At 72.2% G+C, this 21778-nt stretch carries 14 protein-coding genes and 1 pseudogene; 9 read left to right on the forward strand and 6 right to left on the reverse strand.

What is annotated here, in order from left to right; genetic code table 11:
• Positions 1-86: 86 nt before the first annotated feature.
• On the reverse strand, positions 87-386 hold the full coding sequence (locus ABD946_RS16970; protein WP_345284416.1) for a LysR substrate-binding domain-containing protein: 300 nt from the start codon (positions 384-386) through the stop codon (positions 87-89).
• 23 nt (positions 387-409) lie between these two features.
• The gene (locus ABD946_RS16975) at positions 410-868 is read right to left on the reverse strand and encodes a LysR family transcriptional regulator (protein WP_345284417.1); all 459 of its coding nucleotides are present in this window, start codon (positions 866-868) and stop codon (positions 410-412) included.
• Between the two features lie 104 nt (positions 869-972).
• Between ABD946_RS16975 and ligD the strand changes: the two genes are divergently transcribed.
• The 9 genes from ligD (at position 973) to ABD946_RS17020 (ending at position 10327) form a co-directional block, all read left to right on the forward strand.
• Complete coding sequence (gene ligD, locus ABD946_RS16980) at positions 973-2721, forward strand: non-homologous end-joining DNA ligase (RefSeq protein WP_345284418.1); 1749 nt, start codon at positions 973-975, stop codon at positions 2719-2721.
• 125 nt (positions 2722-2846) lie between these two features.
• Complete coding sequence (locus ABD946_RS16985) at positions 2847-3392, forward strand: DoxX family protein (protein WP_345284419.1); 546 nt, start codon at positions 2847-2849, stop codon at positions 3390-3392.
• A gap of 18 nt (positions 3393-3410) precedes the next feature.
• Entirely contained in the window at positions 3411-3638 is a 228-nt protein-coding gene (locus tag ABD946_RS16990) for a hypothetical protein (RefSeq protein WP_345284421.1), read from the forward strand.
• Positions 3639-3743: 105 nt separating this feature from the next.
• Positions 3744-5201, forward strand: a complete 1458-nt coding sequence (locus ABD946_RS16995; RefSeq protein WP_345284423.1) for a catalase — start codon at positions 3744-3746, stop codon at positions 5199-5201.
• Between the two features lie 163 nt (positions 5202-5364).
• Entirely contained in the window at positions 5365-5751 is a 387-nt protein-coding gene (locus ABD946_RS17000) for a DoxX family protein (RefSeq protein ID WP_345284425.1), read from the forward strand.
• Positions 5752-5839: 88 nt separating this feature from the next.
• Positions 5840-6868 (forward strand): phosphotransferase family protein, encoded by a 1029-nt coding sequence (locus tag ABD946_RS17005; protein ID WP_345284427.1) that lies wholly within the window; start codon positions 5840-5842, stop codon positions 6866-6868.
• Positions 6869-6870: 2 nt separating this feature from the next.
• Positions 6871-8088 (forward strand): acyl-CoA dehydrogenase family protein, encoded by a 1218-nt coding sequence (locus ABD946_RS17010; RefSeq protein WP_345284429.1) that lies wholly within the window; start codon positions 6871-6873, stop codon positions 8086-8088.
• A gap of 2 nt (positions 8089-8090) precedes the next feature.
• Positions 8091-9260 (forward strand): acyl-CoA dehydrogenase family protein, encoded by a 1170-nt coding sequence (locus ABD946_RS17015; RefSeq protein WP_345284431.1) that lies wholly within the window; start codon positions 8091-8093, stop codon positions 9258-9260.
• The gene (locus ABD946_RS17020) at positions 9257-10327 is read left to right on the forward strand and encodes an acyl-CoA dehydrogenase family protein (protein ID WP_345284433.1); all 1071 of its coding nucleotides are present in this window, start codon (positions 9257-9259) and stop codon (positions 10325-10327) included. Before ABD946_RS17015 ends, ABD946_RS17020 begins: the two co-directional genes overlap by 4 nt.
• A 7-nt stretch (positions 10328-10334) precedes the next feature.
• Here ABD946_RS17020 and ABD946_RS17025 read toward each other — a convergent pair whose 3' ends face one another.
• The 4 genes and pseudogenes from ABD946_RS17025 to ABD946_RS17040 all read right to left on the reverse strand — a co-directional run bounded on the left by ABD946_RS17025 (position 10335) and on the right by ABD946_RS17040 (position 14187).
• Positions 10335-11624: a phytase gene (locus tag ABD946_RS17025; protein WP_345284435.1), complete on the reverse strand. Its 1290-nt coding sequence runs from the start codon at positions 11622-11624 to the stop codon at positions 10335-10337.
• 76 nt (positions 11625-11700) lie between these two features.
• Positions 11701-12666 (reverse strand): NADPH:quinone oxidoreductase family protein, encoded by a 966-nt coding sequence (locus ABD946_RS17030; protein ID WP_345284439.1) that lies wholly within the window; start codon positions 12664-12666, stop codon positions 11701-11703.
• Between the two features lie 5 nt (positions 12667-12671).
• Entirely contained in the window at positions 12672-13436 is a 765-nt protein-coding gene (locus ABD946_RS17035) for an SDR family oxidoreductase (RefSeq protein WP_345284437.1), read from the reverse strand.
• Positions 13433-14187: pseudogene (locus ABD946_RS17040) on the reverse strand (SDR family oxidoreductase). Before ABD946_RS17040 ends, ABD946_RS17035 begins: the two are co-directional and overlap by 4 nt.
• Positions 14188-21778: the final 7591 nt, after the last annotated feature.

Here is a 21778-nt window from a genome sequence, read left to right on the forward strand (position 1 = left end):
CGCGTCCAGGAAATTGCGGGCTGAGGGTGTAAGATCTTCTCTTTACAGGGAGGGTCGGCGGACCGGCCGCGGTCGCGGCTGCCGCTTTAGCACGGGCGCGAAGCCGGGCCTCCCCCCCAGCCACGCAGTATCCCCGGCACCAGGGCCCGGGCCCAGCCGGCGGCGGCCAGCAGCCGGGGCGGCGGCGGTCCTGCTCGGTCCCGCACGCCCGCCTCCGGGCGGAATCCGGCCGCCGCGCAGGCCGCGTCGAGCACCTCGGCGAGGCCGTTGCCGGGCGCGTAGTGCACCCACTCCCGCCCCGCCAGCGAGGCCAGCGCGATCCGCCCGCCGGGCGCCTCGGCCGGGTCGTCCCCGGCCAGCACCACGACGAACTCCTCCTGCCCCAACTCCCGTACCGGGCCCCGCCCATTCAGCGGGACGGGGCCCGACCGCCAGATCCGCCCGGCCTTCGCTCATCGCGGCGGCCAGCGCCTCGGCGTGCGGGTACTCGCGCAGCCGCACCCGCACCTGCGGGTGGCGGGCCCGCCAGGGCCCGCAGCACCGGCGGCAGCACGCCGAGCGCGACGGAGTACACCACGGCCAGCTGGAGCTCCCCGCCGTCCAGCCCGGCGGCCCGCCGGGCCGCGGCCCTGGCCCGCTCCGCTCCGGCCAGCGCGGCCCGGGCGTGCGGCTCCACCTCGCGGCCCATCGGGGTGAGCCGCACCGAGCGCGGCAGCCGCTCCAGCAGCGGCCCGCCGCACTCCCGCTCCAGCGCCCGCACCTGGTGCGAGAGGGCCGGCTGGGAGACGTGCAGCAGCTCGGCCGCCCGGGTGAAGGAGCCGGTCTCCACCACGGTGACCAGGTACTCGTACTGACGGAGCGTAGCCATGCACGGAGTTTATGGCCGGCGGAGGAAGCATGTCTTGGACAGGGGGTACCCGGCCGACGGAGGCTCGTCGAGAGAGATCCACTTCCCCCTGGAGGAGCAGACAGATGAGCGACGACACCCTCGACGGCCGCCGCCTGGTCGTGATCGGCGCGGGCTCGGGCATCGGCCGCGAGCTGGCCCGGACGGCCTCGGCGGCCGGGGCCGAGCTGGTGCTGGCCGGGCCGGACGAGGCCCGGCTGGCGGCCACCGCCGCCGAGCTGCCCGGCCCGGCCCTGGTGCAGCCGGTCGACCTGGCCGACGAGGCCTCGATCGCCGCGCTGGCCGCGCGCACGGGCCGCTTCGACCACCTGGTCTCGACCGCGGCCATGCCGGCCAACGGGCCGGTGCGGGACCTCGAACTGGCCGACGTGCAGCGGGCGTTCGCCGCCAAGGTGTTCGGTCCGCTGCTGCTCGCCAAGCACCTGGCCGGGCAGGCCGGGCCCGGCGGCTCGTTCACCTTCTTCTCCGGCGTGGCCGCCTGGCGCCCCGCCCCCGAGCGGGTGGTGATGGCCACCACCAACGGCGCCCTGGCCTTCCTGGTCGAGGCCCTCGCGGTGGAGCTGGCACCCGTCCGGGTCAACGCCGTCTCCCCGGGCATCGTCGACTCCGGCGCCTGGGGACGGCCTGGCCGAGCGCAAGGACGCCTTCCTGGCCGGCGTGGCCGCGAAGAACCCGGCCCGCCGGGTCGGCGCCCCCGCCGACCTGGTCCGCGCGGTGCTGTACGCGATCGGGAACCCGTACGTCACCGGCACCGTCCTGCACGTCGACGGCGGCGGCCGCCTGGCCTGAGCCCCCGCCGCGGACCCCGGGCCCGGTCCCCCTCCCGGTGCCACCCTGGAGGGGTGACACTGCTCCGCTTCTCGCCGATGCTGGCGAGCTCCAGCGAGCGCCGGGAGTTCGGCCCGGGCTGGCTGCTGGAGCGCAAGCTCGACGGCATCCGGGCGCTGGCCTACCGGGACGGCCCGACCGTCCGGCTGGAGTCCCGCACGGGCAAGCAACTGGCGCCCGGATTCCCCGAGTTGACCGAGGCCCTGGCCGCGCAGCCGGTGCAGCGCTTCGTGCTGGACGGCGAGATCGTCGCCTTCGACGAGCACGGCGCGACCAGCTTCGAACGGCTCCAGCAGCGCATGCAGCTGCGCGATCCGCGCCGCGCCCTGGCCACCGGCGTGGAGGTCACGTACCACCTCTTCGACCTGCTCCAGCTGGAGCAGTACGACACCACCCGCGTGCCGCTCTCCGAGCGCAAGCAGGTCCTCGCCCGGGCCCTCCGGTACGAGGGCCCGCTGCGCTACACCGAGCACCGGGTGGCGGACGGGCCGGCGCCGCTGGCCGAGGCCTGCGCCCGGGGCTGGGAGGGCCTGATCGCCAAGCGCGCGGACGGCGCCTACCAGCAGCGCCGCTCCTCGGACTGGCTGAAGCTCAAGTGCACCGCCGACCAGGAGCTGGTGATCGGCGGCTTCACCGACCCGGCCGGCTCCCGGGCGGGCTTCGGCGCCCTGCTGCTCGGCACCCACCTGACGGAGGGCGGCGGGCCGCTGCGGTACGCGGGCAAGGTCGGCACCGGCTTCTCCACCGCCGTGCTGCACGGACTGCGGGCCCGGCTGGACGACCTGGTCCGGCCCGGCTCGCCGTTCGACGGCCCGGTGCCGGAGCGGAGGCCGCACTGGGTGGAGCCGGTCCTGGTCGCCCAGTGCGCCTTCACCGGCTGGACCAGGGAGGGAAGGCTGCGCCACCCGCGCTTCCTCGGACTGCGGGAGGACAAGGAGGCGCACGAGGTGGTCCGCGAGTCCTTCCGCGAGGGCCAAGGGACTTGACAGTTCATCAGGCAAGTCCGCGCTCGTTGTTCAAATTGGAAATGTCAGGTACGGTCACCCAAGTGGTTCAAATTCGAACCGCACTTCCCCTTGCCCAGGCCGCCCGAGACCGGAGACCTGCCGTCATGACGACCACCTCCCCCACGCCCCCCGTCACCGCCGACGCCCCCGGCGACGCCACCACCCTGCCCGCCTACGACCTCGGCCTGCTCGTGCTGCGCCTCGGCCTCGGCCTGACCATGGCCGGCCACGGCCTGCAGAAGCTGTTCGGCTGGTTCGGCGGCAGCGGCCTCGACGCCACCTCCCAGTTCTTCGCCTCCGTCGGCTACCCCGCCCCCGACGCGATGGCCGTGGTCGCCGCCCTGACCGAGACCCTCGGCGGCCTCGGCGTGGCCCTCGGCCTGCTCACCCCGCTGGCCGGCGCCGCCGTGGTCGGCACCATGCTCAACGCCCTCGCCGTCACCTGGACGGGCTCCTTCTTCTCACCCGACGGCCCCGAGTACGTGATCATGCTGCTCGCCGCCTTCACCGCGCTCACCCTGACCGGCCCCGGCCGCTACTCGGCCGACTCCTTCGTGCCCGTCCTGAACCGCCACCGCCTGGTGTACGGCCTCGCCGCACTGGCCCTGGCCGTGATCACGGCCGGCGTCGTCCTGCTGGTCCGCGACTGACCGCGCGACACTGGAACCATGAGCCGTGACATCTTCCACCCCCCGGTGGTGGTGCGGGCCCCCACCAAGGGAGCCCGCCCCTACCGGCGGGTGGAGATCTACGGGCGCCTGGTGGGCAAGGCCACCGGCGAGGCCGACGTGGCGGAGTTCATCCGCCGGGCCGGGGTGGACGACCCGGACCTGGACGACCCCGAGCTGGTCGAGTGGCTCGGCGGCGGACGCGCGGTGTGGGCCCCCGAGGAGTAGCGCTGCGGTTGTGGGACGGCGCGGTCGGTGTTCGAGTGGGTATCGGCCGTCGCGGGCCGACCGCCGGCCGAGAGGTACGCGCGTACCGCTAGGAGGCCCTACCCCATGTCCGAAGCACACGTCCCGTACACCACCAACAACGCCGGTGTCCCGGTCGAGAGCGACTCGGATTCGCTGACCGCCGGGCCGGTGGGCCCGATCCTGCTGCACGACCACTACCTGATCGAGAAGATGGCCCAGTTCAACCGGGAACGGGTGCCCGAGCGGGTGGTGCACGCCAAGGGCGGCGGGGCCTACGGCTTCTTCCAAGTCACCAACGATGTCAGCCAGTTCACCAAGGCGGACCTCTTCCAGCCCGGCAAGAAGACCGAGCTGCTGATCCGCTTCTCCACGGTGGCCGGCGAGCTCGGCACCCCCGACAGCTGGCGCGACCCGCGCGGCTTCGCGGTGAAGTTCTACACCGAGCAGGGCAACTACGACCTGGTCGGCAACAACACCCCGGTCTTCTTCGTCCGGGACCCGATCAAGTTCCAGGACTTCATCCGCTCGCAGAAGCGCCGCCCCGACACCCACCTGCGCGACAACGACATGCAGTGGGACTTCTGGACCCTCAACCCCGAGACCGCCCACCAGGTCACCTGGCTGATGGGCGACCGCGGCATCCCGAAGACCTGGCGCCAGATGAACGGCTACGGCTCGCACACCTACCAGTGGGTCAACGCGGGCGGCGAGCGCTTCTGGGTCAAGTACCACTTCAAGACCGACCAGGGCATCGACTTCCTCACCCAGTCGGACGCGGACGCGCTGGCCGGGCAGGACCCGGACGCCCACATCCGCGACCTCTACGACGCGGTCAAGAACGGCAACCACCCGAGCTGGACGCTGCACGTCCAGGTGATGCCCTTCGAGGACGCCTGGGACTACCGGTTCAACCCCTTCGACCTCACCAAGGTCTGGCCGCACGGCGACTACCCGCTGATCGAGGTCGGCCGGATGACGCTCAACCGCAACCCCGACAACTACCACGTGCACATCGAGCAGGCCGCCTTCGAGCCCTCGAACCTGGTGCCCGGCATCGGCGTCTCGCCGGACAAGATGCTGCTCGGCCGGATCTTCTCCTACCCGGACACCCACCGGTACCGGATCGGCCCCAACTACGCGCAGCTGCCGCCCAACCGGCCGCACGTGCCGGTGCACTCCTACGCCAAGGACGGCCCGATGCGCTTCGAGGCCTCCCGGGCCGAGGTCCCCTACGCCCCCAACTCCTACGGCGGCCCGGCGGCCCAGCCCGAACTCTGGGGCTCCCCGCTCGGCTGGGACGTGGCCGGCCGGATGGTCCGCGAGGCCTACCCCCTGCACCGCGAGGACGACGACTGGGGCCAGGCCGGCACCCTGGTCCGCACCGTCCTCGACGACGCCGCCCGCGACCGCCTGGTCTCCAACGTCAGCGGTCACCTCCTGAACGGCGTCTCCGCCCCGGTCCTGGCCCGCGCCCTCGACTACTGGCGCAACGTCGACAAGGACCTCGGCGACCGCATCGCCACCAAGGTCAACGGCGGATAGCGCCCGCCCTCCGCCCCACGGCCGCCCCGGGAGCCCTCCCGGGGCGGCCGTCGTGCGGCCGGTGTGACCGGGGTCACGTCGGGTGGTGTCACAGGGAGGCCGGCCCTCTCGTCCCAGGGGTGGAACGGCGAACAGCGCCGCCACTGCCCCGGAGGAGCACCCCATGAACATCGCCCTGTGGATCGTCGCCGGCTTCCTCGCGGTCGCCTACCTCGCGGGCGGGGGCCTCAAGCTGGTCCTGCCGAAGGCGCGGATCGCCGCGTTCGGGCCCAGCTCGCAGTGGGTCGGGGACTTCAGCGCGGGCGGGGTGAAGGCGATCGGCGCCCTGGAGGCGCTGGCCGGGATCGGGCTGGTGCTGCCCGCCGCGGTGGGCGTCGCACCCGTCCTGGCGCCGCTGGCCGCGCTCGGGCTGGTGCTACTGATGGCCGGCGCGGCGGTGGTCCGGTACCGGCGCGGGGAGATCAAGCTGGTGGGCGTGGACCTGGCCTACCTGGCGCTGGCCGCCTTCGTGGCCTGGGGCCGCTTCGGCCCGGCGGCCTTCACCGGCTGAGCCCGGGCCCCGTGCGGGGCGTTGACAGGGGCAGACCTCACGGCAATGCTAAGCAAGCGCTTAGTCACCCACCCGTGAGGACTGCCCCATGAGCGATGACTTCCCCGATCCGCCCGGCCTGGACCTCGCCCGGCTGCGGACCCACCTCGATGCCGAACGGCCCGGGCTGGTGGCCGGGCCGCTGTGGGCGGAGCTGATCGAGGGCGGTCGGTCGAACCTCACCTACCGCGTGGGGGACGGCAGTTCGACCTGGGTGCTGCGGCGGCCGCCGCTCGGGCACGTGCTGGCGACGGCCCACGACATGGGCCGGGAGTACCGGGTGATGACGGCGCTGGCGCCGACCGCCGTGCCGGTGCCGGAGACGCTGCTGCTGGTGGAGGACCCGGAGGTGCTGGGGGCGCCCTGGTACCTGATGGAGCACGTGGCCGGGACGCCGCACCGGGACGCCGACGCGCTGGCGGCGCTCGGCGAGCAGCGGGTGCACGCGCTCGGGCTGCACCTGGCCGACACCCTGGTCGCCCTGCACGCCGTCGACCCGGCGGCCGTCGGCCTGGCGGACTTCGGGCGGCCGGAGGGCTTCCTGGAACGTCAGCTGCGGCGCTGGGAACGGCAGTTGGAGAGCTCGCGGAGCCGCGACGTGCCGGGCATCGCCGAGCTGCGGGCCGGTCTGACCGACACCCTCCCCGGCTCCCCCGCCCCGGCGCTGGTCCACGGCGACTACCGCCTCGACAACGTGTTGGTCGGCCCGGACGACCGGATCACCGCCGTGCTGGACTGGGAGATGTCCACCCTCGGCGACCCGCTCACCGACCTCGGCCTGCTGGTGATGTACACCGAGCTGGCCCGCCGGTACGACGGCATCCTGCCCGGCGCCGCACTGGCCCCCGGCTTCCCCGCCGCCGCGGAGCTCGTCGGCCGCTACGCCGAGGGATCGGGGCGGGACGTCTCGACGCTCGGCTGGTACGTCGGCTTCGCCTCGTTCAAGCTCGCCGTCGTCCTGGAGGGCATCCACTTCCGGCACGCCCAGGGCCGCACGGTCGGCTCCGGCTTCGACCGGGTGGGCGAACTGGTGCCGCTGTTCGTGCAGTTCGGCCTGACCGCACTCAAGGAGAACTGACCGTGGACTTCGCCTACGACGACCGGACCGAGCAGCTGCGCGGGCAGCTCACCGCCTTCCTGGACGAGGCGGTGTACCCGGCGGAGCCGGTGCTGGCCGCCCAACTCGCCGACCCGGAACGGACGGAGTGGACCGTCCCGGCGGTGATCCGTGAGCTCCGGCAGGAGGCCCGGGCGCGCGGTCTGTGGAACCTCTTCCTGCCGGGCGAGCACGGCGCCGGGCTGACCAACCTCCAGTACGCCCCGCTGGCCGAGCTGACGGGCCGTTCGATCCTGCTGGCCCCCGCCGCGCTCAACTGCGCCGCGCCGGACACCGGTAACATGGAGCTGCTCGCCCAGTTCGGCGACGAGGCCCAGCGCAAGCAGTGGCTGGAGCCGCTGCTGAACGCCGAGATCCGCTCGGCCTTCGCGATGACCGAGCCGGAGGTGGCCTCCTCGGACGCCACCAACATCACCACCAGCATCGAGCGCCGCGGCGACGAGTACGTGGTCAACGGCCGCAAGTGGTACATCACCGGGGCGATGAACCCGGACTGCAAGGTCCTCATCGTGATGGGCAAGACCGATCCGACGGCCGACCCGCACCGCCAGCAGAGCATGCTCCTGGTGCCGCGCGACACCCCCGGGGTGACGGTCCGCCGGGGCATGACGGTCTTCGGCTACCGGGACGAGGACCACGGCGGGCACGCCGAGATCCTGTTCGAGGACGTCCGCGTCCCGGCCGCCAACCTGATCGGCGAGGAGGGCGCCGGCTTCGCCATCGCCCAGGCCCGGCTCGGCCCCGGACGGATCCACCACTGCATGCGGGCGATCGGGATCGCCGAGCGGGCCCTGGAGTTGATGTGCCGACGGGTGAGCGAACGCGTCGCCTTCGGCAAGCCGCTGGCCGCCCAGGGGGTGGTCCAGGAGTGGATCGCCGAGTCCCGGGTACGGATCGAGCAGGCCCGCCTGCTGGTGCTCAAGACGGCCTGGCTGATGGACACCGTCGGGAACCGGGGCGCGCACACCGAGATCCAGGCCATCAAGATCGCCGTCCCGGCCATGACGGAGTGGGTGCTCGACAAGGCCGTCCAGGCGCACGGCGCGGCCGGGGTGAGCCAGGACACCCCGCTGGCCCAGCTCTGGGCGGGGAACCGCACCTTGCGGCTGGCCGACGGTCCGGACGAGGTGCACCGGCGGTCACTGGCCCGCCGGGAGCTGCGGCGCCACCAGGAGGGCTGACCATGGACCTGCGCGCACGGACGAGGGAGTTCCTCGCCGCCCACGACCCCGCCGGAACCGGACGGACCGCCTTCCTGCGGGCCCGCTTCGACGCCGGCCTCGCCTGGGTGCACTTCCCGCCCGGGCTCGGCGGCCTCGGCGCGCCGCGCTCCGGACAGGCGGCGGTGGACGAGGAGTTGGCCGCCGCCGGAGCCCCGGACAACGATCCGCGCCGGATCGGCATCGGCCTCGGGATGGCCGCCCCGACCGTCCTGCGGCACGGCACCGAGGAGCAGAAGCGGCGCTTCCTGCGCCCGCTCTGGACCGGCGAGGAGGTCTGGTGCCAGCTGTTCAGCGAGCCCGGCGCCGGCTCCGACCTCGCCTCGCTCGCCACCCGGGCGGTGCGCGAGGGCGACCACTGGGTGGTGGACGGCCAGAAGGTGTGGACCTCGATCGCGCACGCCGCGCGCTGGGCCATCCTGCTCGCCCGCACAGACCCGGACCTGCCCAAGCACCAGGGGATCACCTATTTCGTCTGCGACATGACCGACCCCGGGGTGGAGGTCCGGCCGCTGCGCCAGATCACCGGGGAAGCCGAGTTCAACGAGGTGTTCCTGACCGGGGTGCGGATCCCCGACGCACACCGGATCGGCGCGGTGGGCGAGGGCTGGCGGATCGCCCAGACCACCCTCAACAACGAGCGGGTGGCGATCGGCGGCCAGGCCACCCCGCGCGAGGGCGGGATGATCGGCGTCGTGGCCGGGGCCTGGCGCGAGCGGCCCGGGCTGCGCACCCACGAACTGCACCAGCGGCTGCTCAAGGGCTGGGCGGACGCGGAGCTGCTGCGGCTGACCGGTGAGCGGCTGCGCCAGCAGCTGGCGGCCGGGCAGCCCGGCCCGGAGGGCGCGGCGATGAAGCTGGCCTTCGCCCGGCTGGCCCAGGAACTCAGCGGCCTGGAGCTGGAGTTGCTCGGCGAGGACGGGCTCGTCTACCAGGACTGGGCGATGACCCGCCCGGAGGTGGTCGACTTCACCGGCCGTGACGCCGGGTACCGCTATCTGCGGGCCAAGGGGAACTCGATCGAGGGCGGCTCCTCCGAGATCCTGCGCAACGTGATCGCCGAGCGGGTGCTCGGCCTGCCCTCGGAGCCGCGTACCGACAAGGACCTGCCGTGGAAGGACCTGCGCCGATGAGCGATCTGCTCTACTCCGAGGTGGAGGAGGAACTCCGCTCCGCCGTCCGGGACTTCCTGACCGACCACTGCCCGCCCGCCGCTGTGCTCGGCCGCGTCGAGACCACCGAGCCCTACGATCCGCGGCTCTGGCGCGGCCTGGCCGACGGCCTCGGGGTGGCCGGGCTCCAGGCACCCGAGGCGCTCGGCGGCGCCGGCGCCTCGGTGCGCGAAGTGGCGGTGGTGCTGGAGGAGTTGGGCCGATCGGTGGCACCGGTGCCGTACTTCGGCAGCTCGGTGCTGGCGGTGACGGCTCTGCTGGCGGCCGCCGACCGGGAGCTGCTGCCGCAGCTGGCCGCCGGGGAGCGGACCGCCGCCCTCGCGGTGCCGTTCTCCACCCCACCCGGGGCCCCGCTGCCGCAACTCGCCGCCGGGGAGCGGCTCTCGGGCCGGATCACCTCGGTGGCGGACGCCCTGACCGCCGACGTCCTGCTGGTGCCGGCCGGCGGCGCGCTCTGGGCCGTGGACCGCGCCGAGGCCACCGTGCTCCCCCGGACCTCGCTCGACCTCACCCGGCCACTGGCCGACGTGGAGCTGAGCGGAGCGGCGGCCCGGAAGGTGGCGGACGGCCAGGAGCCGGCCGCCGCAGCCCTGCTGACCGGGGCCGGCCTGCTGGCGTCCGAGCAGCTCGGCATCGCCGAGTGGTGCCTGGCCACCACCGTGGCCTACCTGAAGGAGCGTCACCAGTTCGGCCGGCCGGTCGGCTCCTTCCAGGCGCTCAAGCACCGCCTCGCCGACCTCTGGCTGGAGATCGTCCAGGGCCGGGCCGCCGCCCGGTACGCGGCGGACGCCCTGGCCACCGGCAGCCCGGACACGGCGGTGGCGGTGGCCCTCGCCCAGTCGCACTGCGGGGCGCTGGCCGTCCGGGCCGCCGAGGAGTGCGTGCAGCTGCACGGCGGCATCGGGATGACCTGGGAGCACCCGGCCCACCTCTACCTCAAGCGTGCCAAGGCCGACCAACTCGCCCTCGGCACCCCGGGGTTCCACCGGGGCACCTTGGCGGACCTGGTCGGCCTCACCGCACCGTAGCCGTGCGTCAGTCGATCGCGCGCAGCACGTCGCGCAGGTCGACGTACTTGAAGCCGGTGGCCTCGCGGTCGCCGTCGCCCGGGGTCTCCTGGCCGTCCTGGACGACCATCAGGCCGTGCGGGTAGCGGCGGCCGAGCGGGGCGTTGAGCACGGCCGCGCCGTCGCAGACCTCGGAGCCGTCGAGGGTGGCGGACGCGGCGGTGATCCGGAAGGCCCCCTCGAACTCGTTGTGCTCCTCGCGCTCGCGGTCGTAGGCGACGAAGGTGTCGTCGCCCTGGCTGGAGGCGAGGAGGTAGCCCCCGCCGTGGCCCCGGTCGAGGATGGTCAGGCCCTCCACGTCGGCGGTCAGGTGCTTGCCGCCGTAGCCCGGGTCGGCACCCGGGACGCACTCCTCGGTCTCCGGGTCGTAGGTGGCGGGCACGCCGTACTCGCGGACCCGGTCCATCAGTTCCGGCCGCCCGGAGAGGTCGGCGGGGATGCGCCAGATCCCGACGTCCTCCTGCCCCGCGTACAGGGTGCCGCCCTCCGGATCGACCACCATGCCCTCCACCTGCGGGAGTTCGCCGGGCTCGGCGCACGGGGCCCAGGTGCCGCCGTCGGGGAGGCGGAAGGAGGCGGGGAGGTCGACGGTGCGGACCTGACGGTAGGTCACCGTGCCGGCCGGGGTGGCGGTGAGCTCCAGCAGGGCGAGGCGGGTGCGGTGCCGCTGGCTGGCGATCGCGTAGCTGCGCCCGGTGCGGCGGTCCGTCCAGGTGGCCAGGCCGTAGGCGGTGGCCTGCTCGTTGATCTCCGCCTGGTCCGCCGAGAACACCGGGCTCACCCCGGGGTCGGTCACGTCGGTGAGCGGGCCGCCGGGCCGGTCCGGGTCGATCCGGTAGACCCGCAACCGGTCGTTGCCCCGGTCCGTCACCACGGCCAGGTCGGCCTTGGCGCCGCCGATCCGGACGCCCTTCAGCAGGTCCACGTTGTTGAACCGCCCCGGCGCGTCCTCCTCCCCCGGCCCGGCCGGCGCCGCCAGCGCCTGCACCTGCCGCGCCTCCAGGTCGTAGACCCGCAGCCCGCCCTGCTTCGCCGTGGCGATCACCAGGCTCCGCCCCGGATCGGCGTCGTTGCGCCAGATCGCCGGGTCGTCGGCGTTGGCCTTCCCGCCCGCCTTGTCGTCGAACAACGGAGCCGTCTCCGCCCTCGGATGCACCTCCGGCAGCCGCGAGGCGGCCCCGGCGGGGAACGGGACGGAGAGGGCGAGGAGGGTACCGAGCACGAGGGAGGCGGCCCGCACGGCCTGACGAGTGGTCATGGGCCGCCACCCTGGCGCCCCCGGGCGGCCGGCGGGCGAGCGGCGGCCGACGTCCCGGTGAAGCTCTCGTGCACCCCTACGGCAGGATCGCGATCCGGCCGGTGGTGGTGCCGTCGGCGACGCGTTGGACGGCGTCGGCCGCCGCGTCGAGCGGCAGGCGTTCGCTGACCAGGGGGCGGATGACGGACTTGGCGGCGAGGGCGGTGAGTTCGGTGTGGGCCGCGTGGACGGCGGCGGGGTCGTGGGTGGCGTAGAGGCCCCAGTGGAGGCCGAGCACCGAGTAGTTCTTGACCAGGGCGTGGTTGAGGGCGGCGGTGGGGATGGTGCCGCTGGCGAAGCCGATGACGACGATGCGGCCCTCGAAGGCGATGCAGCGGGTGGAGCCGGTGTAGGCGTCGCCGCCGACCGGGTCGAAGACCACGTCCGCGCCCCGGCCGGCGGTGGCCTGCTTGACCGCGGCGGTGAAGTCCTCGGCGCGCCGGTCGATCACCAGGTCGGCGCCCAACTCCCGTGCCACGGCTGCCTTCTCGGGGCCGCCGACGACCGCGATCACGGTGGCGCCCGCCGCCTTGCCGAGCTGGACGGCGGCGCTGCCGACGCCTCCGGCCGCGGCGTGCACCAGCAGCGTCTCGCCGGCCCGCAGCCCGGCCCGCCGGTGCAGCGCGAACCAGGCGGTCTGGTAGGCGATGTGGAGCGCGGCGGCCTCCGCGTCGTCCAGCGCCGGCGGGGCCGCGAAGGCGCCCCAGGCGTCCATCAGGGCGTACTCGGCGAAGGCCCCGGCGGGCAGCAGCGGGGTGCCGATCACCCGCTCCCCGGCCCGCGCGCCTCCGACCACCTCGCCGCACAGCTCCACCCCCGGGGTGAACGGCAGCGGCGGCCGCACCTGGTAGTGGCCCCGGACCATCAGCGCGTCCGGGAAGTTGACCGCGGCGGCCCGCACCCGGACCAGCAACTGCCCGTCCCCCGCCTCGGGTCGAGGTACCTCGGCCGGCCGCATCACCGCCCCCGGCTCGCCCAGCTCCCCGACCTGCCACGCCCGCATCGTGCTCACGCCTCGTCCTCCAGCCGTTGCTGCATCCGGTTCATCGTGCCCAGCCAGCGGTCGGTGTCCCCGGCCCTGGCCAGGTAGTACCGGGCCACCTCGGGGTGCGGAAGGATCAGGAACCGCTCCTCGGCGATCCCCCGCATCACCTCCTCGGCGACCACGGAGGGCTCCAACGCCTCGTCCGCCAGCAGCAGTTGACCGGCCCGTCCGGTCTCCTCCAGCATCCTGGTCCGCACGCCCTGCGGGCAGACCGCGTGCACCCGCACGCCCCGGTGGCGGTAGGTGGCGGAGAGCCACTCGGCGAAGGCCAGCGCGCCGTGCTTGCTGACGGAGTACGGGGCGGAACCGAGGCTGGTGAGCAGCCCGGCCGCGGAGACGGTGGCGACGAAACGGCCCGCGCCGCGCTCCAGCCAGTCGGGGAGCAGGAGTTCGGCGGCCCGGACGTGCGCCAGCACGTTGACCTGCCAGGCGCTCTCCCAGGCGGCGGGCCCGGCGTCGGCGCCGCCCACCGGGGCGACGCCCGCGTTGGCGCAGTACACGTCGATGTGGCCGAGCTCCTTGCGGGCGGCCGCGATCAGCTCCTCGGGGCGGGACGCGTCGCCCGGCACCGCGACGCCCCCGATCCGCTCGGCGACGGCCGAAGCGGCCTCCGCGTCGAGGTCGTTGACCACCACGCGGGCCCCGCCCGCCGCCGCGAAGGCCTCGGCCATGGCGGCCCCGATGCCGTGCCCGGCGCCGGTGACCACCACGCCCAGCCTGCGGGTCACAGGCCGCCGCCCAGGGTGATGCCGCCGTCCACCACCAGGGTCTGGCCGGTGATCCAGGCGGCGTCCTCGGAGAGCAGGAAGGCGACCGCGCCGGCCACGTCCTGCGGGACGCCGAGCCGCTTCATCGGGTAGCCGCGGCCACCTGCTCCTCGCGGCCCTCGTACAGGGCCTCGGCGAAGCGGGTCTTGACCACGGCGGGCGCGACGGCGTTGACCCGGATCGACGGGCCGAGTTCGGCGCCGAGCTCGGTGGTGACGCGCATCAGGGCGGCCTTCGAGACCCCGTACATGCCGATGCCGAGCGAGGCGCGGATGCCGGCGATGGAGGCCACGTTGACCACCGAGCCGCCGTGCTCGCCCATCCAGGCGTCGCGGGCGAGGCGGATCCAGGCCAGCGGGGCGAGCACGTTGACGCCGAGGATCTTGGCGGCGGCGGCCTGGTCGACGTCCAGCAGGGAGCCGAACACCGGGTTGATGCCGGTGTTGTTGACCAGGTGGTCGAGGCGGCCGAACTGCTCCGTCGTGCGGGCCACCACCTCGGCCTGGTGGGCCGGGTCGTCGGACTTGCCGGCCACGGCGATCGCGTGGTCGGGGCCGCCCAGCTCACGGACCGCCTCGGCCAGCGGCTCGGGGTTGCGGGCGGTGATGCAGACCCGGGCCCCGCGCTCGACCAGCTCGCGGGCGATGCCGAGGCCGATGCCCCGGCTGGCTCCGGTGACCACGGCCACCCGGTCCTTGAACGACGGCGCCATGGCCGATTCCTCTCCACTGGTGCGACGCGCAGGAGTGACTAAGCGCTTGCTTAGCATGTTGGCGACGGGTCACACTGTCAACCACTCCGACCCCGGGGCGGACCGCACCCGTCTGCGAGGATGGCCACCATGAACGTACACACGCGACCGTAGGTGCACAGACTCTGCCCACCGGCAGTACGGGCGAGCTGGACCGAGGCCGCCCATAGCCGTGGGCTTGTGCTGCTCGCGAGCGGTCGAGGTCCTCTTCGCACCGGCCGGGACTCACCACGCACACCACCACTACCCGGGACGATCGCCACCGCCGCCTGGATGAGGCACCGGCGGCCCTCTAGCATCCACTACCCCTCCAAGTCGGCACTGCTCTCCGAGATCAGCCGCACCGGCCACCATAGTCACCACCCTGGACCTGGCGTCAGTGGGCCCGGCCGCCGCTGTACAGCGGCCACGGTGGGGAAAGGGCAGATGCGGCATAGAGCTGGTCGTGGACTATACACATACGCATAGGCACGACCCGGGAGCCACACGGTCGGACGTAGGAATCGTCCCCACCACGAGCTAGCACCGTGCTGCGGAGGAGGAGTTATTCGTGGGTGGATCGTGTGCGCGTGCTGGACGGGGCGCTGCATGATCGAGGAGACGTGGTGTTGCGGAGCGGATCATACGAGGCCGGGGATGGCGGAAGGTTCACTTCAGGTGCCGGACGTAGCGACGCGGTACCCGCGCGGTGACCTCAGCTACGGCGATACGGTGACGGTGCTCGCGCTGGTAACACCGAAGCGGAGCAAGCGAGACCGCCGGTGAGTGCTGGCCGGCGGTAACGGGTGCTGTAGCTGCGGATCTCGGGCCGCGCTGACGTCCCGCCGGAGCCGCTCCTTCCACCCTCCTCGACTTAGGTTAGGCTCGCCTACCTACCCAGGAGACGGATGCCCCGCCAGCCCCTGCCCTGCCCAGCTCGAGCCCCTGGCCACCAGCGCCCACCCCGGCCCGCACGCGGCCCGCACCCCCCTGCCTAGGAGTTCGCACTCCGATCCGTGATCGTCGACGATGGCCCGCATAGGACCTGGCCCAGGCGCCCCGGCATCCCGCCCCCGCCCTCTGCGCGGTGCATGGCGTGACGGCTCGCTCGCCCTCCTGGTGCGAAACAGGACATCCCCTCCTCATGCCAGGATCGGTGTGCACTCGTATCGCACCGGGCTCGACGAACTCCACGGGCCGTGGTCGCGGCGGTGGAGCGTGGCAAACCTATCGCGAATGCCAAAGAGCACATGCATCCCGCGTCCGACTGGCGCATATCCAACCAGAGCGCACAGGGCATCTGGACGTTGCTTCACCAGAGCCGCCGAGCGCCCAGAGGTGCATCGACGGCCTCTTCCCGGCGCGCCACCACCGGAGTCCGGTAAACGCCCTGCTCACGGCTCGCCCCCGACCACCTCCACGGTCGACAGGACCTCTTGGGATCGGAGTGCTGCGTCCGCGCTCGACGGGCTCGGCGCGAGGCCGAGCATCGTGACACCGCTCGCCGCACGACGAGGCCGCACATCTCACATGCCACACTGGCCATGCCGCCACGTCCCGACCCCATCGCCCGGGCTCAGGCGGCGCTGCCCTCGACCACCACAGACACCGCACGCCCGGCCGGCATAGGGAGACCGGGCACACCGGTCGTGTGCCTACGACGTCCGCCCGTCGCCCTGGGAACGCTTCGCACTACCGGGTACACGGATGATCGACGGATGCCCGCATCCTACGACGGCCGCTTACGAGTTCCACAACCAATGCCGGTCACGCGCCGCCGTGACCAGCTCCCCGAGGCCATGCACGCCCTCTCCGCCCGGCCGTGCTCCACCCAACCGAGCGCGGACGCGCCTGACGATCTTTCTTCCCCCAGAGGAAATTGTCGGACGCGTCAGCTCGGTTGGCCACGGGACATGAACCGAGAAGACCGAAAGCCACCAGCAACCCTGTCACGACGGAACGCCCAATCTATCCGAGGCTCTCATCCCGAGCAGCAGTTCGGCACCACTCTCCACCGTGAACGCAGCTGGCCACCGCCGCAAAACCTGACCACCATAGTCATACAAGCTGGGACCACACTGCGCATCGAGGCCCGGATCATCCGCTTACTCAACACCCCGCCGAAAACGGTCAAGGTCGCCCACCTGCGCTCGGACCCCTGGCAGAAGGCTCGGCAGCGTGACGGCGGACGCGTCTGGGTCCTATCGCAGGTATAGCCGAAGGGCGAGACCGATGATCTACCGAGGTCTCGAACCGATGCCAGGGCGAACGACGGTGTGGAAAGACACGCGCGCTGCTCGCCAATGATCACACGGGCGGGGGAGCCGCACGCCCCGGCCCGGAGAGAACAGGAATAGCCCTTCGTCCTGTGTCACGAAGACGGGTCGCCGATGCGCCAGCCTGGTCATGCCTGCCTAACGGATGACCGCCTCTACGGCACCGGCGCGTGTGTACTCTAGGCACGGACCGGCGTGTCCACTGTGCGTCACAGGGTCCTTCAGCATAACGGTCGCTCCAACCAGACATGTGTCGGCCTCGGTCGGTTGGGCGGCGATGGCGATCCGCGCAGGCCGGCGCCGGAGACGGGTCGGTAAACTGTCCCCGCCCGAGGGGTGCAGGGCCCTCCTCGTAGAAGAAGCGTGGGCCGGCGGTCGGCCGGAGGGAAGGTCGATAGCCGGGCGGGGCGGGCAAGCGCGCCGCCTGGCTCGGTCCGGGTCTCGTCCACAGGTGGGCGCAGTGAATAGGCGCGAGCGATCGGGTGGAAGGCCAGGCGTTCGTAGTCGCTGGAGTGTCTGGCGGGGGTGAACTCGCTCCGGCTTGATATGTCGCTCGGAGCATTTCGCGTGCGAGTGCGCGCTGCCCGCCGAGCGTGTAGGTTGAGGTGGTGTGTCTGTGGGCGCGCCGGCGGGGGGGGGGGTGGGGGTGCCGACCGCGGGTTCGGTCGTCGGGCGGCGGGCAGGGCAGGCCGTCGCCGTGCTCAGGTCGCTGTGACAGTGGCGCCCGGGATAGATGTGTGTGGCCGGGTCGCTGTGAGTCGGCCGTGGACTGTGCCCCCGGTGCGCGCGGGCCAGGTGGCGGCGCAGCTCGTAAGCCTGTAGCAGCGGCCGTGTCCGGCACAGGAAACCCGAGTGATGCGAAGATTTCAGCATGCGCCCATTGCTGGGCCGATGGGGCCGCGGCGCCCGGATAATATCGCTTCCGTGTGGAGTCACTCGGGGCACCGATGTATGGGTCTGGGGCTGTCCGTCAACCGCACCCGCGTCAGGAGCCGCCCGCCATGCGCCAAGCCCCCGTACCGCCGGGACGCGACTGATCCGCGGATCGATCTGCCCGGCGCCGGTAGCCGGCCCCGTCTCCAAGGCTGCAGGCGGCCTGGGCTGCCAGGCTCGGCCCGTCTAGACGGTCCGCCGCGGTCCGGTCCGCGGCGACGGCCGCTGGCTTGACGTGCCCTTCTGGTTGTCCGCGTGGCTGCTGGACGGCTGCTCGGGCTTGCGGTGGCATCAGCGCCGGCGGCCGTGGCCACTTCCGTAGCACCCTGGAGTCGCACAGTCCGACGCGGTGGCCACGCCCCCAGCGCGCCGGCCGGGTCTCGGTTGCCGAGGGTGATCGGCGCACAGGCCTGGGCGGTGCGTTCGTGCCGTCCTGGCTTGTGCCGGCCCGTCAAGTACGCCGGCCGCACTGTCCTGATAGCTGGTGGCTGGGTCGACCGGTCCTGGACCGCCGTTGGGGCCACCGACCGTGCCCCTGCTGTCTCGTATGGGGTGTCCACCGGCGTCACCGTGAAGTAACCCAAGCAGGGGGAGGATTTCTCGCCGAAGGGTGTACACCGGACCAAAGCCGAAACAAGGGTCGGCCCCACCTGTTGAGGCCCTGCAATGCGCCTGTCCGAGGACCACGTGATCGCCTGCAACCGCACCGTGCCGTCCACGCAGCGCCTTGTGGCACCCCCCCGACCCCTGCGCGAACACTGGCCGCCCGACCGTCCCCGCCGCACGCTGACGCATCCACCCCGAGGCCGAACGGCGCCCGGCCGGCAGCGGCGGAGCTGACCGCCACCGGCACCACCGTCCGGGCCGTCCGGACTGCGGCCCCACACCCCAACACCATCATTTCGACAACCCCGAGGGCTTCGCCCTCGCCGTCTCCGAAGCCCTGAACGGGATTGACGCGGGGGTCGGTAGCCGCCGGTCAGCCTGCCGGCCGCGGCTCCGGTCCAGTAGAGGGCGTTCGCCACGCTCCGGGCGCACTCCACAGAGCGTCCTGCGGCGAACAGTGTCCGCCGTGTATAGGAGAACCCGAACGGAGGAGGCATAGTCGGCTACGGGGAACGGAGTGCGTTACGAAGGATGTGGTCGGGGTACGCCTCCGACTGGCGTCTGGAGAACGAAGAAGCATAAGGCCAAGAAGGAGGCCCGCCGGGCGTTGCCGTCGCGCAACGGGTGGTGAAGGTAAGCTGCCACAAGTCGCAGATAGGCCCGCGTCGAGCCCTGGTGGCACAAACGGCAAACCCGCCCGGACAGCGCGCTGCAACGCGGTCCGGCAAGGCGTCCAGAATACCATGCGCGCGGGTGTGCCGGACCAAAACGATGCCGTAAAAACCGGCTCGCGGCCGTCCTATAGGCTAAGGCGCAAGAGTGCGAACGCGGCGTGGCCGAGCTCGACGACCCCAAGCACGTGCCGCTGCAACCGTGACTGCAGCAGCTCGAAAAGTCGAGCACACGCCCAGCCCCCGTGAGGTGGGAGGGACCCCCCCGCGACGGCGAGGATCGTGTCCCGGCACTGCTGAACCTAGGGCGGGCCAGACCGAATCCCCTCCCGCGCGCTGCCCAGAGTCGAAGCGGATCGACCAGGTCGAAAGGGGCAGCGGATCGTACCCTCACGCCGCACCGTCCCGCGACGAGAGAGCAACAACGGGGCCGAGGGCCCCGAGGTCGTCGACCAACCTACGTAGCCTAGTGAGCACCTCCTCACGTGACCGTCGCCAGTCCCGGAGGTGGTCCCAGCCCAGGGCTCGGTGGGTGTCCGCCGGGCATGAGACCGGGGAAACGGCGTGATGCGCGCACACCGCGAGACCGCTCCGCGAACCTCGAGGCCACGCCATCCTCGGGAGGCTCAAGCGTGAAAGAGAACGGTCCAGCTGGTGGAACAAGTCAGAGGGGCCGCCGACAGAGCCATACAGTGTTCAGGCCAGTCGCACCGCCCGGTTCCGGACAGGGAGGCCAGACGCCCCAACATTGCGATGAGAACCAAGCCCGAGTGCAACCAGAATACAGTAGGCCTGACACCACGGACGCTGCCCCGTGCGACACGGTAGCGGATCCCATGGCGACGACAGCGACGAATCAGAAACCGCCGGGAGAGCGTCCCTCGACCAGAGGTCGAGCCAGCCCGTTCCTCCAACCTCGGCGAAGCTCCAGTGGGTACCGTCACGCAGTGCGAACCCGCACAGCTCCTCCAGCCAGTCCTCGCCAGCTCGCACAATGGCCATCCGTGAACCTATCGCGAGGTCTGACTCCGGGGTGCCGATCGAGTGTTGCGGCGGGACAGCACCAGCTACACCGGGACTCGTCCGCGTCGACGTCCCCCTCGGCACCGTGGCCCAGGCCGCAGCATCAGCGACCCAGTCGCCGTATATTTCAGAGGGCGAGCGCATGTGTTACAGATCGGGGGAGCGATCACCGCCCGAAGAGTCCGCCCAAGACGCTACGCCGGAAACCATGCCACGGTGCTCGGGCCAACCCGACGGGAGGCGAGTCCGGCAATCCGACGGAACATCCTGTCACGGAACCGGAGCACGATCCCGCGCACACACCATCGGCGACTCGGTCAGCGTGCGTGGGTCGAAAAAAAAGCCGGCGGAGCACGATGGATCGAACCATCGTCCCAAGGTCAGCCGAGTACGGAGGAGAGTATTGCAGAGGAATCACAGCGGCCCAGCCATCGCCCGGACCGCGCGCCCACGAGCTCAAGCTCTAGATTTCCTCAGGCCGGAGCCGGGGTGATGTAGGAGAACAGGCCGCCCTCGAGCTGTACGCCAGGGCAGCGTGGACGGTGTGCGGGCACGTAGGGGCTGTCTGGCCTTGTGCGTCGTGAACCCGCTGTGACCGCCGAAAGGTAGAGCGGACGGAAAGAGTCGGAGAGGGGCGGAGGCGCGGGATGGTGGCGGCGTCGGTTGATCGGCGACGGAGAAGTAGACCTCCAGTGCGACCGTGTCAGTTCGCCGCGGCGCAGGGCGGTAGCTGACGCTGCGGCCCGTCGCACGCAGCACGACGGCGCATCGGTGCTCGAGCGGAAACCTCGCAGGCGCGTGCGGGTCGCGCTCGTCCCAGCGGAAGACCTTCGCCGTAGAACATGGCGGCCTTGGAACGGGTCGCCGGTGCGCAGTTCGGTCCAGACCGCGTGCTCGGGCGAGCGGACCCAGGTGGTGGCAGCCGAGGTCGCCCTCCCAGAGAAGCCGAAGGCGGCACGGTCGGTCGGAGGCGATAGGGCCATCCGCCCTGCGTCCGCAAGGGGACGGCCGACCGACGACGGTAGCCCGCCGCGCTCGCGATCCGGCCCGAAATAGGGCGGTCTCGTCCCGCGCTCTCGTGTGATGGCCAGAAGTAGGTGGTCAGGCGAGGGCGGCGTCCACTACCCACCTCGGTGGTGCCAGAGATGCTCCCGGCCACCACACACACCGTCCACCACGCCCGGACGTACGGCGCGAAGCCGTGCCGCCGTCCTCTGAAGGACCAGCCGAAGCAGCGCCCGTAAACTCCTGGGCCACCGTCAGGTCACTTAAGCGCCATCAGAGTCTGACACACACAAGCAGGGGGCGGCCGGGACGCACGCGCAACGGTGAGTGGTGACTGCGTCAGCTCATGCGGAGCCCTTCCTTTTACCGTCGTGGCGCCTCCACAGCCTAGGGGGAGGGGGCGACACAGCGACCGGACGGGTACTTGTTGTTCGAACGCGAGTGACGCGGGCAGGTCCTACCGGGTGTATGGCGGGATATGTGGGCAGCCGAGGCAGAATGAGCGGGCGTTGCGGAGATGTGGCTCGTCGTGGTGTGGGGCGGTTCTGGCCGGAGGCGAAGGCGGTCTCGAGACCCCTGCTGCGAGAGCTAATTCGGACGGCCCAGGTGACGTTGATCGCAGCGAAGGAATGATCGACCCGTACTAGGCGTGAGCCGCCGCTCTCCAAAGGGCTACCATGATGGGCAGACCGTGCCCGGGAGAAATCTACGTCCATCCGGGAGGCGGAGTGTGTACGCCCGAGTCCATGGGGTGGACCTGCGGCTCGGGGTGACCGCGACCAGCGATCAGACCGGGGCCAACCGCGAACCGTCAGCCTGGAACGACGGCGGCTGTCCGTACACCCGGCTGCTGCTACACCACCGGCTCCTCGCCGCGACGGCTGACCGCGTTGCCCGCGCCGAGGGCGGGGCAGGTGCAACTACCTGCGCACCGTCGGGACAGCGAGGCGGATCAAGGCGGCGATCGTCCGAGGCCCGGTCGTGGTATCGTCTCGGCTGGATCGGCCTGGAGACACCGCCTCAGGCGCCCGGGAGGGCTAGGGTGTGCGGAGGTACGGA

The organism is Kitasatospora albolonga, from assembly GCF_039535905.1.
Taxonomy (GTDB): Bacteria; Actinomycetota; Actinomycetes; order Streptomycetales; family Streptomycetaceae; genus Kitasatospora; species Kitasatospora albolonga.